This is a genomic window from Bradyrhizobium sp. JHI2711 (genome assembly GCF_056156565.1).
On record NZ_JBPZPT010000002.1, the window covers coordinates 63,377 to 78,029 of the forward strand.

The window sequence follows — 14,653 nt, forward strand, 5'->3', positions numbered from 1 at the left end:
GGCCGGATCATGTCGGCGCTGGTCTGCGTCGCGCGGATCGGCGCCGCGCATGGTGTGCGCGGTGCGGTCAAGCTGTGGACCTTCACCGAGGATCCCTTTGCCGTCCGCCGCTACGGTCCGCTGTCGACCAAGGACGGCAGGCGCCAGTTCGAAATCGCGCAGGTGCGCGAGGCCAAAGATCATCTGGTCGCGACATTCAAGGGTGTCGCGACCCGCGATGAGGCCGAGCGCCTCAACGGCATCGAGCTCTATGTCCCGCGCGAAAAACTGCCCGCGACGGACGAGGACGAATATTACCACACCGATCTGATCGGGCTCGCCGCACTCACAACTGATGGCGATGCGCTCGGTCGCGTGCTCGCGATCCATAATTTCGGCGCCGGCGACATCATCGAGATCGCGCCGCCCAAGGGCCCGACGATGCTGCTGCCGTTCTCCAACGCGGTGGTGCCGGAAGTCGACCTCAAAGGCGGCCGCGTCGTGATCGCGCTGCCGCAGGAGATCGAGGGCGACGACGAGGGCGACGCTCCATCCACGGGTCGTCCCCGCCTAGTGCGCAAAGCGCACGGGGGCGGGGACCCATAACCACAGGCCGGAATTTTTCGCTAAGCTGATCGCTCCAGCTATCGCAAAACGGGCTGCGGTGGTTATGGGTCCCGGGCTCGCGCTTCGCGCGCCCCGGGACGACGAGATTAGGATGCAATGACCAATCCCTCACCCTGGCGCGCGACGGTGCTGACGCTGTTTCCGGAGATGTTTCCGGGGCCGCTCGGCGTGAGCCTCGCCGGCCGGGCGCTCGCGTCCGGGCTGTGGCAGATCGAGGCGCGCGACATCCGAGCCTCCGCTACCGACCGCCATCGCAGCGTCGACGACACCCCTGCCGGCGGCGGCCCGGGCATGGTGCTGCGGGCGGATGTCCTGGCCGCGGCGATCGACGCTGCGGAGATCGCCCCTGAGCGGCCGCGCCTGCTGATGAGCCCGCGCGGTCGGCCATTGACCCAGGCTCGCGTCACTGAGCTCGCCGAGGGCCCCGGCCCCCTGATCGTCTGCGGGCGGTTCGAGGGGGTGGACCAGCGGGTGATCGACGCTCGGGGCCTGGAGGAGGTCTCGATCGGCGATTACGTGCTGTCCGGGGGCGAAATCGCAGCTTTAGCCCTGATCGACGCCTGTGTCCGGCTGCTGCCGGGGGTGATGGGCAAGGAGGCCTCGGGAACCGAGGAAAGTTTTTCGGACGGCCTGCTGGAGTACCCCCAATACACCCGCCCGCAGCTGTTCGAGGGGGTTCCGATCCCGGCCATCCTCACCTCCGGCGACCACGCCAAGGTGGCCGCCTGGCGGCGGGCCAAATCCGAGGCCCTGACGGCCGCCCGGCGCCCGGATTTGTGGGAAAAGGCCGCGAATCGGGGGAGCGGCCAAAAAACGCCAAAAACCAAGACAGACGGGTGACAAACGCTCCGGCTTGCCTTATAGGAGCGGCCAAATCCGCAATGGCTGGATAGACGAATTTTGCGCAGCCCCCCGTTTCCAGGGCTGGGCGCGCCGATGGAGATTTACCCATGAACCTGATCAAGCAGCTCGAGCAGGAGCAATTCGACAAGCTGTCGGCCGGCAAGGACATCCCGGAATTCGCCCCCGGCGACACCGTGATCGTCAACGTGAAGGTCGTCGAAGGCGACCGCACCCGCGTGCAGGCCTATGAGGGCGTCTGCATCGGCCGTTCCGGCGGTGGCCTCAACGAGAGCTTCACCGTGCGCAAGATCTCCTATGGCGAGGGCGTCGAGCGCGTGTTCCCGCTGCTCTCCCCGATGATCGACTCGATCAAAGTGGTGCGCCGCGGCAAGGTGCGTCGCGCCAAGCTCTATTATCTCCGCAACCTGCGCGGCAAGTCGGCCCGCATCGTTGAGAAGCAGGACCGCGCTGCTGCCGTCGGCGAGTAAGCTTTCGCCACCAGGCAGGTCTTTCGAAAGCGCGGGGCTCGGCTCCGCGCTTTTTTGTTGCGTCAGCCGTGCGCGTCAAAGCACTCGCGCTTCCAATTCGGCCTGCTATATATTCCTAGAATGTTTCCAGATCTAACCAGCTTCGCCCGCATCCAGCGCATCGTCATCGACGATCGCTCGCGGCTGCCTGGCCGGTTCTTCGGACGCTTCGCGACCTCGGCAACGTCAGAGCTTAGCCGCGCAGCCTAAAAGCTGCGCTGACGATTTTGTTGCCCGCGCGCTCTGCCGCGCTCATCGCTGACACACATTCTTCGGAGCTCGAGCTCATGTCCAAGCCGACCACCCTGTACGACAAGATCTGGAACGACCATCTGGTGCACGAAGCCGAGGACGGCACCTGCCTGCTCTATATCGACCGCCATCTGGTGCACGAAGTGACCTCGCCGCAGGCGTTCGAAGGCCTGCGCGCCACGGGGCGCAAGGTCCATGCGCCCGAGAAGACGCTCGCCGTCGTCGACCACAACGTGCCGACCACCGACCGCACCAAGCCGAATCCCGACCCTGAAAGCATCGAGCAGATCAAGGCGCTGGCCGAGAACGCCAAGGAATTCGGCATCGAATATTACAACGAGTTCGACAAGCGCCAGGGCATCGTCCACGTCATCGGCCCCGAGCAGGGCTTTACGCTGCCCGGCACCACCATCGTCTGCGGTGACAGCCACACCTCGACGCATGGCGCGTTCGGCGCGCTCGCGCACGGCATCGGCACCAGCGAGGTCGAGCACGTGCTGGCGACGCAGACGCTGATCCAGAAGAAGGCCAAGAACATGCGCGTCACCGTCGACGGCAAATTGCCGGATGGCGTGACGGGCAAGGACATCATCCTGGCCATCATCGGCGAGATCGGCACCGCGGGCGGCACCGGCTACGTGCTGGAATATGCCGGCGAAGCGATCCGTGCGCTCTCGATGGAAGGCCGCATGACGGTCTGCAACATGTCGATCGAAGGCGGCGCGCGCGCTGGCCTGGTCGCGCCCGACCAGAAGGCGTTCGACTTCCTGCGTGATCGTCCGAAGGCTCCGAAGGGCGCGGCCTGGGACGCGGCGATGCGCTACTGGGAGAAGTTGCGCTCCGATGACGGCGCGCATTTCGACCACGAGCTGCGCCTCGATGCCGCAAAGCTGCCGCCGATCGTGACTTGGGGCACCTCGCCTGAAGACGTGATTTCTGTCACCGGTATCGTGCCCGATCCTGATAAGATCGCGGACGAGGCCAAGCGCATCTCCAAGCATCGCGCGCTGAAATATATGGGCCTGACGGCGGGCACGAAGATCACCGACATCAAGCTCGACCGCGTCTTCATCGGCTCCTGCACCAACGGCCGCATCGAGGACCTGCGGGCCGCGGCGAAGATCGCCGAAGGCAAGACCGTGTCGGCGAACGTCAATGCCATGGTCGTGCCGGGCTCCGGCATCGTGAAGGAGCAAGCCGAAGCCGAGGGTCTCGACAAGATCTTCATCAAGGCCGGCTTCGAATGGCGCGAGCCGGGCTGCTCGATGTGCCTTGCCATGAACCCGGACAAGCTGAAGCCGGAAGAGCGCTGCGCCTCGACCTCGAACCGCAATTTCGAAGGCCGCCAGGGTTTTAAGGGCCGCACCCATCTGGTGTCGCCGGCGATGGCGGCAGCGGCGGCGATCGCGGGCCACTTCGTCGACGTCAGAGACTGGCGCTAAGCTGATCCCTGCAATTGTAGCAATCGCGGCAAAGCGTCGTTAATCGACGGCGCCGACGATGTCCTCGCGACGGTTTCGCGAGGACACGTCATGGCCAACAAGCCGGAATATGTCGATCTCATCAGCGAGGCCACGCGCCAGCACCGGCGGCGCGCGGCGCCCTTGCGCATCGTCGCCAAGCCCGAGGTCGAGGAGATCTCCAAGCTCAGCCGCTGGCCACCGGCGATGTTCAAGCAATGGAAGCTGGAGAACCTGATGCGGTGGAAAGCTTCGTCGTGGAAGCTGAAGGATTGGCTCTAACCAGTATCTCCGTCATGCCCGGGCTCGTCCCGGGCATCCACGAACTCTCAGCGCAAGTCCCAAGAACGTGGATGGCCGGGACATAGGCGAGCGGAAGCGACGCCGTCCTTCGGACGGCTATGCCCGGCCATGACGAATGCAGAGCCAGCAATTCACTCACGTCACCAATAGCGGTACGGATAGTGCCACCGCGGCCAGTGGCAGACGCGGCGCGGGCCGTAATAGGTCCAGATGATCCGGCAGCGGCGCGGATAAGAGTAGGAAGGATAGTAGCCGCCGACATAATAGGGCCGGTAGAAGTGACGATGCCGGAAATGGGGGCGGTGATGGCCCCAGTGCCGGTGGACCCCGCCATATCCGCCGTGGCGAAAGCCGCCATGGCGATGGATGCCGACATGTCTGTGGTGAAAGGCCGGCGCGGCGCGGAAGCCACCGCCGTGGAAACCGCGGCCGATATGCCCGCCGCCGCCGCGAAAACCGCCGCCGTGAAAATGCCCGCCGCCATGTCCGCCGTGCCCGCCGTGCCCGCCACGGCGAACCTGCGTGACGAGATCGTCGGTCGCGGCCTTCGTCATCGGCGACGTCGCCGGATTGATCAAGGTGAGCGCTTCAGCGCGGCGCACGCTGCCGGCCGACAGCATCAGCGTCGCGGCGGCCGCAAGCCCGAGCAAGCGCACCGAGCCGACCCGGCGGCCCAACATCCTCAGCATGGAATCCTCCCTGAATCCGGACGGCAGAGCTGCGACGTCTCCGCCGCGCCATTGCCGTTCAATTGCGGTCGCTCCCGGGATCAAGTTGCGGACAGCGATGTGAACGCGCCATGAATGAACAAGGCGCGGCGCCGCGATGCGACCCCATGCCTCGCGTGATCGCAAAGCCGGCCGCCAAAGCGGCGCCTTACCAGAAGGGGCCGTAGGTGAACACAAACGGTGCCGGCACGCCGTAGGGATAGGGACGATAGTAGACAGGCCGCGCGTAGTAGCGCGGATCGCGGCGTATGGCAGGCCGTGCGATGTCATAGGTTCGCGCGTGTCGTCGCACATCGAAAACCGCGATTCCCGCCGATGCCTCCGGGACCGTCGCCCTTGGCGCGGCGGATGCGCGAGGCAGCCCAGTGGCCAGCGCGACGGCAAAGGCCCATGCGATCCATCTCGCCATCACACCCTCACGAGGTCGCCGCGAAGTCAGCCCCGACGCCAGTAGCAGCTCACGCGCGGCACGATCACCGTGCCGCTCGGCCGGTACTCCTGCACATAGGTGGCGTTGCAGACCCGGACCGCGTCGGGGCCGGGATTGTAGCGGGGATAGACGCCGTCCGGGCTGTAATAGGGCGTGATGCGCAGGCGCGGCCGCTTGCGCGGCGGGGGGACATCGTCCGGCGAGACCAGTTGGGCCATCCGGATTTCGGAACTGGCGGCCTGCGCCTCGGCGCCGACGCAAAGCTGCGAAAACAACCCCATGCACAGTAGAGTCAGCGCTGTTTTCGCTCGCATTTTTCCGCCCACCCTGAACCGTCCCATCGATCGCCCCACGCTCCCCGTTTTGGCGGCGCCCGTCAACCTCGCCGCGCTTATAAAGCCAGATGCATCAGCGGGAAACCCGCGCTAAGAGGTGCTCATGTGGACGGAATTGAAAGCCCCTTCGCTGGCCGAAATGGAAGCGATGGCTCACGACGTGTTCGAGCGCCTGCCGGCGGAATTTCGCAAGCTTTGCGAGGGCGTGATCGTCCGTGTCGAGGACTTCCCGACCGAGGAGGTCCTGGACGAGATGGAATGCGAGAGCGAGTTCGACCTGCTCGGCCTGTTCCAGGGCGTAGGCCTGCCCCAGCAGAGCTTTGGCGACGTGGCACGGCTGCCCAACATGGTCTGGCTCTACCGCCGCCCGATCCTGGATTATTGGGCCGAGCACGACGAAAGCCTCGGCCACATCGTCCGCCATGTCCTGATCCACGAGATCGGCCACCATTTTGGTCTGTCGGACGACGATATGGCCGCGATTGAGGCTAAGGCGAAGTAGGACGCTCTCGGTCCACCTCTCCCCACCGGGGAGAGGTGAAATCCCGATGCCGCGCCAGTTCGGCTTCAAACCCCCTACGGCAGACTAGCCCTGCCGAATTCGGCCTAGGATTTCCGGCCCGATCGCGATAAATAGCCGGTTCCCTGAACCACGTGCGGGAAAGCGCAACCATGGACAAGTTCACCACGCTGGAAGGCGTCGCGGCGCCGCTGAAGATCATCAATGTCGACACCGACATGATCATTCCGAAGCAGTACCTCAAGACCATCAAGCGCACCGGCCTTGGCAAGGGGCTCTTCTCCGAGCAGCGCTACAAGGACGACGGCAGCGAGAATCCGGACTTCGTGCTCAACCAGCCCGCCTATCGCAACGCGAAGGTGCTGGTCGCCGGCGACAATTTCGGCTGCGGCTCGAGCCGCGAGCACGCGCCCTGGGCGCTGCTCGACTTCGGCATCCGCTGCGTGATCTCGACCTCGTTCGGCGACATCTTCTACAACAATTGCTTCAAGAACGGCATTCTGCCGATCCGCGTGTCGCAGGAAGACCTCGACAAGCTGTTCGACGACGCCGAGCGCGGCGCCAATGCGACGCTGACGATCGACCTGCCGAACCAGGAGATCCGCGGCCCCGACGGCGGCAAGGTCAAGTTCGAGATCGACCCGTTCCGCAAGCACTGCCTGATCAACGGCCTCGACGACATCGGCCTCACCATGGAGAAGAAGGCCTCGATCGACTCCTACGAGGACAAGCTCAAGCGCGAACGCGCCTGGGCCTGATCGCAAGTTTTTGTTGAGCCCCGGTGCCGCAAGCGCCGGGGCTTTTTCTTTGTTCTGATTATCCCTTATGACTTCCCGCATGCTGCCCGAGATCGTCACCTTCTGGCATGGCCCGATGGATGCGCTGCGCCAGACCTGTCTGCGCTCGCAACTGGCTGCCGGGCACAAGGTCACCGTCTACAGCTTCGACACTATTCCCGGATTGCCGGCCGGCGTCGCGAATGCCGAGGCCGAGGCGATCCTGCCGCATGCGTTCTCCGAACGCCTGCGGCCGCCGCAGCCGGACGGCAGCTGGCGCGACTGGACCATTCTGCAATTCAGCGACTTCTTCCGCATGAAGCTGATGGCGAAGGGCCTCGGCCTCTGGTTAGATGCCGACGTGCTGCTGTTGAGGCCGGTCGAGATCGATCCGGCAAAACCCTACTTCGCCTGGGAGCGGCCGCGCCAGCTCGGCAATTCCGTGCTCTATCTGCCGCCCGCGCACGGCATCGTTGCCGCCTTCGAAGAGCTGATGGAGCAGGAGGAGCTGACGCCGAACTGGCTGTCCGTGCGCCATCGCATCACCTTCATGATGCGCCGCCTGCGCGGCGGCTCGAACCGGCTCGCCGATATTCGCGTCGCGATCTACGGGCCCGCGGCGCTCACCGCGCTCGCGCGCCGTGCCGGCGAGCTGCAAAACGCATTGCCGAAGCAATCGTTCTACGCCGTGCATGCCGAGCCAAAGCTGTTCTTCGATCCCTCGAGCTATCTTGGCCTGGTCACCGACCCCGCCATCATCGGCCTGCACATCTCGCCGAAGGGACGCGGCGGCGAGAAGCCGATTCCCGGCAGCCTGTATGCCTGGGCGGCGGAGCGGTTCAGGTAGCTCTCCTTTACCCTGAACGATCACACAGCAGCGTAAGAGGTCGTCATGCCCGGGCTCGTCCCGCCTGCGCGGCCGAAGCCGCTTCGGCGAGGCGAAGGCCCGGGCATCCACGTTCTTTGCACTGCCCAGCAAGGCGTGGATGGCCGGGTCAAGCCCGGCCATGACGATGTGGAAGGACTTACGCTCTCCTTACGATCACATCGTGCCCATCCCAGACACGCTGCAGCGCGTCCGGGACACGAGAGCCATGTCCTTACCGCATTCCCTGTTTGATCCAGCGCAACGCGCGTCTGCATCATTGTGCTTATCTCGCTCCAATTCCGACCGTCCGAATGGAGCTTTCCATGAGCACCGCAACCAGGCCCTACCCCCTCGTCCAGGATCTCATCGAGTCCTTCGCGAACTGGGTGAAGCACCGCCGCGAGATCAACGAAATGCGGCAGCTCGACCGCGCCGATTTCGACCGGATCGCCAATGATCTCAGGATCGCGCCGGACGATCTGGAGGAGCTGGTCCGTCATGGCCGGCACGCCGCCGACGAGCTGCCGAAGATGCTCGAACAGCTCGGCATCAGCAGTGAGGCGCTCGGCCGCGCGCAGCCGCTGCTGCTCCGCGACCTCGAGCGGGTCTGCTCGCTCTGCAATCACAAGGGACAGTGCGACCGCGATCTCACTGAGGGCACCGCCGCGGAGAATTACCACGGCTATTGCGCCAACGCCTCGACCCTGGAGACGCTCGAGCGTGCCGACCTCGTGCCGCGGTGAGGCATTGCGCTACTCGATCCATTTCGGCGCGTAAGCCATTCCTTGGCTTTGCGCCGTATCGTGATTGATCCAGATTTCGGCGTTCTCGACGCGTAGCAGCTCGACCGCCTTGGCCATCGACGCAACCGTCGCCTGCGGGTCGGCATTGAACGACGGCACGCGCATGTGCCGGAGGTTCTCCCGGTTGTGCGCGACGTCACCGCTCAGCAGCACGGCGCCGCGCCGCGGCAGCTTCACCAGCAGCGAGCAATGCCCGGGAGTATGGCCGGGCGTGAAGATCATGCGCACCGCGCCGTCGCCAAATAGGTCGTGGTCGCCATCGACAATCTCGAAAGGCCGCTCCTGCAACGCCTCGTAGTGCGGCAGTGAGTAGCCGAACTCGTCGGGGTCAGGTCCGAACATGGCTTCGAACTCGGCCCGTTGAGCGATCCATCTTGCGTTTTCGAACAGGTCGACATTTCCGATATGATCGAAATGCGCGTGAGAGAGGAGGATCGTGCCGATATCGCGGGGCCGCACCCCGATTTCATCCAATTGGTCCGCGATGGGACGACGCACGATGCCGCGTATGCCGTGGGCGATGATGCGCCCTTCCGGATACTTCGCCAGCTCATCCGCTATTCCCGTATCCCAGATCAGCCACTCACCGCGGTGACGGATGAGATAGGCATTGCAGCTCAACGTCATGGGAATGCCGACATTGATGCCGGGAGAATAGATCGAACCGTCTTCGACCTCAGCAATGCCTCCGTCGAGGATGTAGATCCTGTCAATGGTCGCCATTTGAGAACTCTTCAAGCCGCCGATTCGACGCGCCGCTTCGCCTCGCGCACGTCACGCCCAGGCGGCATGCCGAACAATCGGCAATATTCCCGCGTGAACTGCGTGACGCTTTCGTAGCCGACCCGATGAGAGGCGGTCGCGATGCTCGCGCCATCGGCCAGCATGGTGCGGCGCGCCTCGATCAGACGAAGCTGCTTCTGGAACTGAAGCGGGGTCAGCGACGTGATGCTGCGAAAATGCAGGTGAAAGGCCGACTGGCTCATCCCCGCGGCCTTGGCGAGCCGGTCGACACGCAAGGGCTTCGCATAGTCGGCGCGAATGATCGCAACCGCACGGCCGATCCGCTGCGCATGGCTATCGGCCATACCGAGCGCCCTGATGGCACCGCCGTGCCGACCGGCCAACAGCCAATAATGCAGCTCCCGCAGCACTTGGCTCTGGAGGATCGAGGCGGATGAGGGCCGATCGATCAGGCGCAACAACCGCAGCGCCGCATCGCTCACATCCCGCTCCGCTGGCTCGACCCGAAGCGGCTGCGACGGAACATAAGGCGCGGCCCCCATCTCGACGACCAGCCCCTCGATGACGATGGGATCGAGCTCGACGACGAGCGACAAATAGGGCACCGCGGCTGTGGCGCGCGTGATCTGGCTGACCGTCGGCACGTCGCTCGAGATCACCAGCGAATCGCCCGCACCCAGGTCGAACGACGTGGCGCCGACCGCAACACGCTTGGCACCTTGCAGCACCAAAGCGACCAGCGGCTTGGAGATCGCAAATTGGAGCGCGCTCGGCGCGGTCTCACGAATGATCGAGATGCCGGCGAAAGGCGTGGACGCAAGGCCTTTGCCGTCGGCGTGAGCTGCGGCGTAATTGCTGGCGATCTGGAGCAGCGTTTCGGTCACGGGCCCAATCTAGGCCGCGCCATGCATGCGGGCAATTGCCGAGAGGCGATCGGGCAAGAAGACGGGAGTTTCAGGCAAGGCTGCCGCCGGCCGCATTCCTGGAGGATTGGGCAAGACGATCGGAGCATCCGGCAACACCGGATGCTCGATCACAGGCAGAAAGGCCCCACCGAAACTTCACGAGGAAGCCTCAAATGCCCACCATTTCGCTCGTCACCGGCGCCAGCCGGGGCCTTGGCCGCAATACCGCAATCGCCATCGCGCGTCACGGCGGCGACGTCATCGTGACCTATCGCAGCGGCGCCGCCGCCGCCCGCGAGGTCGTCACCGAGATCGAGGCGCTCGGCCGAAAAGCGGTCGCGCTCCAGCTCGACGTCACCTCCGTATCGACCTTTCCGGCGTTCGCCGCAAAAGTCGCGTCGGCGCTGGCGGAGCACTGGCACGCCGACAAGTTCGATCATCTCGTCAACAATGCCGGCCAGGGCGAAATGGCCACCTTGGCCGAGACGACGGAGCAGCAGTTCGACGCGCTCTTCGACACCCATGTCAAAGGGCCGTTCTTTCTGACGCAGGCCTTGCTGCCGCTGCTTGGCGACAATGGCCGGATCGTCAACTTCTCGAGCGGGCTGACGCGCGTGTCTTTCCCCGGCTTCTCGGCCTATGCCGCCGCCAAGGGCGCCATCGAGGTTCTGACCGTCTACATGGCAAAAGAATTCGGCGAACGCGGCATCACCGCCAACGTCGTAGCGCCGGGCGCGATCGAGACCGACTTCCTCGGCGGCGCCGTCCGCGACATGCCGGATTTGAACAAGCAGTTCGCGCAAATGACCGCGCTTGGCCGCGTCGGTGTGCCCGACGACATCGGGCCGATGGTCGCGAGCCTGCTCGGTCCGGAGAATCGCTGGGTTACGGCCCAGCGCATCGAGGTGTCCGGCGGCCAGACGATCTGAGCGAGGTGGCATTGGCGCGCTCCGTCGTGAGGCGACGGCGTGTGCGCCCCCTCGACTCTTCCCCGCCGCGCGATCTCGCTGACGGCACGGACGACCTCACTTGGCCGCCACGAAGTAGAAATCCTGCCGGCCGGAGATCGAGCCGTAGCTGAACGGCTTCTGCCTGCGGCCGGTGGCCTCCATGACGTCGTCGCGGACGAAGTCGAACAGCCTGCGGACTTCGAGGCCCGGCGTCGGGAGATTCTTGACGAAGGCGGTCGCGAACGGACTGTTGATCCCGTCCCCGTCGAGCGCGGTCTCGCCGTCCTTGGCGGCGTAGACCACCAGCGTGCCTGCCTCCGGTTCCACCGGGGCCAGGCCTCGCGACACCGAACGCGACGCGACCGTCATCGTGCGCTTCATCTGGGCCGCGAACGGGTTGTCGCGGCAGGCATCGAGGATGACGAGGCGCAACTTTTTCGAGCGCTCCGCCGCATTGAGCACTTGATCGACCGGCACGGCTTCAAATCCGATCTCACGGTCCGCCGCGATCTTCGCGTCTGTCGGAATGAGATAATTGACCCCGCCGACCTCCATGCCGTGCCCAGCATAGTATACGACGGCCCAATCCGCCGTCTCCGCACGGGCCGCGAACTCGCGCAAGGCATTGACCAGAGCATCCTTGCGGAGGTTGGTCAGCAGAGTCACGGCCTCGAATCCGGTGAGTCTCAGCACATCGGCGACGAGGCTCGCATCGCGGACGGGGTTCGGCAGGGCGGCGACGTTTTCATAGGCAGAGTTGCCGATGACGAGGGCGATGCGGCGATCGCCGTTCGCAGCCCCCGGCGCCACGGCAGCCGGAGCGACGCTTGGTTTCTCGACCAAGACCGTTGCCGGTCGCGGCGCAGGCAAGGCAGCAAGCCGCTCGCGCGCCTTGTCCTGTGCCCAGCGTGTGGCGCTCTGGGCCAGTGCGAGCGTGGCATTGAAGTCCGCCCTCGCCTTGGCGAAATCGCCGCGCTTCTCGTAGGCCAAACCGCGATTGACATAGGCGTTCGCGTAAGCGGGATCCACGCGTATTGCTTCGGTGTAATCAGCGATGGCGCGGTCCGCGTCGCCTTTGTTGCCGTAGGCGTTGCCGCGATTGAAATAAGCGTTCGCATTGGTGGGCTGCAGGCGCACGGCCTCGGTGTAGTCGGCAATGGCCCGATCGGTGTTGCCCTTGTTGCTGTAGGCATTGCCCCGGTTGTAATAGGCGTTCGCATAGGCCGGATCGATCCGGATCGTGGCCGTGTAGTCCGCGATGGCGCGCTCCGTGTCGCCCTTGTTGCTGTAACCGTTGCCTCGATTGTAGTACGCGTTCGCATGTGCCGGATCGAGCCGTATCGCCGCCGTGTAGTCGGCTATGGCACGGTCGGTATCGCCATGGGCGGCATAAGCATTGCCGCGGTTGTAGTACACATTCGCGTCCCTTGGATCGCGTCGTATCGCCTCGGAAGCGGCTGCAATGGCGGGATTGGCGTCGCCTTTGACGCGGTCGATCGCGGCTGCGGGCCCGGCGAGAACAAGAAGTGCAAAGCAGTAGAATAATTTGCGAAGCATACGAAAGCCCACGCGCCATATCGGGACGGAAGCAATATATTCAAACGACGCAAATCTAATGGAGCCCCCCGCCGCGTTGTGTGATCTAAATTACAGAAATGCTGGCGCGGGAGCACCGTCGTCTGCGAAATATCGACACGGAAGGGAAATCGGCCAGGCGATCATCCGGGAGCGCACTTTCAACCCTTCCCCATCGCAGCGATCGCGTCCGCAATCGCGATCGTGCGCCGGGCCATGTCGGCGTGCAGGCGTTCCACCATCGCACCATCCAGGCGGATCGCGCCGCGCGAGGCGTTCTCCGGCAGTTCGAACGCCGCGATGATCTTTCGCGCGCGGGCGACTTCCTCCTCCGGCGGGGTGAAGATGGCGTTGCAAGCGTCGATCTGGGAGGGGTGGATCAGCGTCTTGCCGTCGAAGCCGAGGTCGCGGCCTTGCGCGCATTCGGTGGCGAAACCGTCGGAATTTGCGATGTCGCTGTAGGGGCCGTCGAGGATCTCGAGGCCGTGCGCGCGGCTCGCCAGGATGCAATGGGTGATCATCGGGATCATCGCGGCACGGCCCGGCAGCATCCTGATCCGCGTCTCGCGCGAGATGTCGTTGGGGCCGAACACGAAGCCCGAGAGGCGGCGCGAGGGATCGCGGCCGGCGGCGGCCAGTTCCTCGGCATGCAGCACGGCGCGCGCGGTCTCGATCATGGCCCAGACCTTGACGGTCGGCGCGGCGCCGAGCTCGGCCAGCTTGCGGCCGATGGCGTCGAGATCCTCGACGCTTGAAACTTTTGGAACCAGGATGCCGTCCGGCGAGGCCTTGGCGGCCATGGCGGCGTCATCCGGCCACCAGGGCGTGTCGAGGCCGTTGGTCCGGATCAGGACCTCGCGCCTGCCAAAACCCTTGGCGGCGATCGCCGCCGCAATGCCGTCGCGCGCCGCCGCCTTGGCCTCCGGGGCGACGGAATCCTCGAGATCGAGGATCAGGCCGTCGGCGGCGAGATTGCGCGCCTTTTCCAGCGCGCGCGGGTTGGAGCCGGGCATGAACAGATGGCTGCGGCGCGGGCGGGTCATGCTGGCGTTCCTTCCTGGTCTGTCGTCCCCCAGCCGATAGCATTTGGCCTGCCCATTCGAAAGGCTTGTCGGCCTTGGCGGTATGTGATTAGGCATGGGCCATGACGACATTCCCGACGCATTTGCTGGAAGGCTACAAGGCCTTCGCCACCCAGCGGCTGCCGACCGAGCAGAACCGGTACCGTGAGCTCTCTGTCAAAGGGCAGTCGCCTGAGACCATGGTGATCGGCTGCTGCGACTCCCGGGTCTCCCCCGAGGTGATCTTCGACGCGGGACCAGGCGAGCTCTTCGTCGTCCGCAACATCGCCAATCTGGTGCCGACCTATCAGCCTGACGAAGGCGCGCACGGCGTCTCGGCAGCGCTCGAGTTTGCGGTGACGGTGCTGAAGGTGAAGCACATCGTGGTGCTCGGCCACGCCCAATGCGGCGGCATCCGCGCCTTCATCGACAAGATCGAGCCGCTCACGCCCGGCGACTTCATCGGCCGCTGGATGCAGATGTTCATCAAGCCGGGCGAGGTGGTCGAGCAGCGCGAGCACGAGACCATGGCGCAATTCGTCGAGCGCATCGAGAAGGCCGCCGTGTTCCGCAGCCTGGAAAACCTGATGACCTTCCCGTTCGTCCGCAAGGCCGTGGAGAGCGGCCGGATGCAGACCCACGGCGCCTATTTCGGCGTGGCGGAGGGGTCGCTGTTCGTGCTGGACAAGGCGACTAAGGAATTCAGGAACGCACGCGAGGGATAATCCTGCCCACCCTGCGAAATGCGGGGCTATCGCATATGATTTGTGGCAGCGGGCGTGCGCACGCCTCGTCCTTCGAGACGGCGCTTACGCGCCTCCTCAGGATGAGGCTAGTCAGCGTCAGTGCTCCTTGAAACTGTTGCCGCGCACTCCGCCCTCATCCTGAGGAGCCCGCCCCAGCGGGCGTCTCGAAGGATGGCCGCAGGGAAAAACTCTCAAATGCGATAGCCCTCCTTGCGCAATAG

The 14,653-nt window shown here is 64.8% G+C and carries 17 protein-coding genes; 11 read left to right on the top strand and 6 right to left on the bottom strand.

What is annotated here, in order from left to right:
• Positions 1-9 precede the first annotated feature (9 nt).
• From rimM to ACTEK7_RS12840, 5 genes are all read left to right on the top strand, one after another.
• On the top strand, positions 10-585 hold the full coding sequence (gene rimM / locus ACTEK7_RS12820) for a ribosome maturation factor RimM (protein WP_225148313.1): 576 nt from the start codon (positions 10-12) through the stop codon (positions 583-585).
• 117 nt (positions 586-702) lie between these two features.
• The gene (trmD, locus tag ACTEK7_RS12825) at positions 703-1,446 is read left to right on the top strand and encodes a tRNA (guanosine(37)-N1)-methyltransferase TrmD (protein WP_225148314.1); all 744 of its coding nucleotides are present in this window, start codon (positions 703-705) and stop codon (positions 1,444-1,446) included.
• Positions 1,447-1,556: 110 nt separating this feature from the next.
• Positions 1,557-1,937 (top strand): 50S ribosomal protein L19, encoded by a 381-nt coding sequence (gene rplS / locus ACTEK7_RS12830; RefSeq protein WP_036008895.1) that lies wholly within the window; start codon positions 1,557-1,559, stop codon positions 1,935-1,937.
• A gap of 326 nt (positions 1,938-2,263) precedes the next feature.
• Positions 2,264-3,670, top strand: a complete 1,407-nt coding sequence (gene leuC / locus ACTEK7_RS12835) for a 3-isopropylmalate dehydratase large subunit (protein WP_036024581.1) — start codon at positions 2,264-2,266, stop codon at positions 3,668-3,670.
• A 90-nt stretch (positions 3,671-3,760) separates the two neighbouring features.
• A complete protein-coding gene (locus ACTEK7_RS12840; RefSeq protein ID WP_225148315.1) occupies positions 3,761-3,970 on the top strand; it encodes a hypothetical protein in 210 nt (69 codons plus the stop codon).
• 161 nt (positions 3,971-4,131) lie between these two features.
• On the opposite strand, the gene ACTEK7_RS12845 is transcribed toward ACTEK7_RS12840, so the two are convergent.
• Both ACTEK7_RS12845 and ACTEK7_RS12850 read right to left on the bottom strand, forming a co-directional pair.
• On the bottom strand, positions 4,132-4,680 hold the full coding sequence (locus tag ACTEK7_RS12845; RefSeq protein WP_225148316.1) for a hypothetical protein: 549 nt from the start codon (positions 4,678-4,680) through the stop codon (positions 4,132-4,134).
• 474 nt (positions 4,681-5,154) lie between these two features.
• Entirely contained in the window at positions 5,155-5,430 is a 276-nt protein-coding gene (locus ACTEK7_RS12850) for a hypothetical protein (RefSeq protein WP_225128092.1), read from the bottom strand.
• Between the two features lie 157 nt (positions 5,431-5,587).
• Between ACTEK7_RS12850 and ACTEK7_RS12855 the strand changes: the two genes are divergently transcribed.
• The 4 genes from ACTEK7_RS12855 to ACTEK7_RS12870 all read left to right on the top strand — a co-directional run bounded on the left by ACTEK7_RS12855 (position 5,588) and on the right by ACTEK7_RS12870 (position 8,391).
• Positions 5,588-5,986 (top strand): metallopeptidase family protein, encoded by a 399-nt coding sequence (locus ACTEK7_RS12855; RefSeq protein ID WP_225148317.1) that lies wholly within the window; start codon positions 5,588-5,590, stop codon positions 5,984-5,986.
• A 170-nt stretch (positions 5,987-6,156) separates the two neighbouring features.
• Positions 6,157-6,762 carry a 3-isopropylmalate dehydratase small subunit gene (gene leuD / locus ACTEK7_RS12860; RefSeq protein WP_027573022.1) on the top strand — a complete coding sequence of 202 codons (606 nt, stop codon included), beginning with the start codon at positions 6,157-6,159 and terminating at the stop codon, positions 6,760-6,762.
• Positions 6,763-6,841: 79 nt separating this feature from the next.
• On the top strand, positions 6,842-7,627 hold the full coding sequence (locus ACTEK7_RS12865; protein WP_036040796.1) for a glycosyltransferase family 32 protein: 786 nt from the start codon (positions 6,842-6,844) through the stop codon (positions 7,625-7,627).
• A 344-nt stretch (positions 7,628-7,971) separates the two neighbouring features.
• Complete coding sequence (locus ACTEK7_RS12870) at positions 7,972-8,391, top strand: hypothetical protein (protein ID WP_225148318.1); 420 nt, start codon at positions 7,972-7,974, stop codon at positions 8,389-8,391.
• A gap of 9 nt (positions 8,392-8,400) precedes the next feature.
• Here the strand turns inward: ACTEK7_RS12870 and ACTEK7_RS12875 are convergent, their stop codons facing one another.
• Together ACTEK7_RS12875 and ACTEK7_RS12880 are read right to left on the bottom strand one after the other, a co-directional pair.
• Positions 8,401-9,174 (bottom strand): N-acyl homoserine lactonase family protein, encoded by a 774-nt coding sequence (locus ACTEK7_RS12875; RefSeq protein ID WP_225135283.1) that lies wholly within the window; start codon positions 9,172-9,174, stop codon positions 8,401-8,403.
• 11 nt (positions 9,175-9,185) lie between these two features.
• Positions 9,186-10,079, bottom strand: a complete 894-nt coding sequence (locus ACTEK7_RS12880) for an AraC family transcriptional regulator (protein ID WP_225148319.1) — start codon at positions 10,077-10,079, stop codon at positions 9,186-9,188.
• A gap of 194 nt (positions 10,080-10,273) precedes the next feature.
• Here ACTEK7_RS12880 and ACTEK7_RS12885 point away from each other — a divergent pair, with 194 nt between their 5' ends.
• A complete protein-coding gene (locus ACTEK7_RS12885; RefSeq protein ID WP_057026585.1) occupies positions 10,274-11,029 on the top strand; it encodes an SDR family NAD(P)-dependent oxidoreductase in 756 nt (251 codons plus the stop codon).
• Positions 11,030-11,125: 96 nt separating this feature from the next.
• On the opposite strand, the gene ACTEK7_RS12890 is transcribed toward ACTEK7_RS12885, so the two are convergent.
• Both ACTEK7_RS12890 and ACTEK7_RS12895 read right to left on the bottom strand, forming a co-directional pair.
• Positions 11,126-12,607, bottom strand: coding sequence for a tetratricopeptide repeat protein (locus ACTEK7_RS12890; RefSeq protein ID WP_225148320.1), 1,482 nt, complete (start codon positions 12,605-12,607; stop codon positions 11,126-11,128).
• 179 nt (positions 12,608-12,786) lie between these two features.
• Complete coding sequence (locus ACTEK7_RS12895) at positions 12,787-13,668, bottom strand: HpcH/HpaI aldolase/citrate lyase family protein (RefSeq protein WP_036008938.1); 882 nt, start codon at positions 13,666-13,668, stop codon at positions 12,787-12,789.
• A 101-nt stretch (positions 13,669-13,769) separates the two neighbouring features.
• Between ACTEK7_RS12895 and ACTEK7_RS12900 the strand changes: the two genes are divergently transcribed.
• Entirely contained in the window at positions 13,770-14,411 is a 642-nt protein-coding gene (locus ACTEK7_RS12900; RefSeq protein WP_036008941.1) for a carbonic anhydrase, read from the top strand.
• The last annotated feature ends 242 nt before the right edge of the window (positions 14,412-14,653 follow it).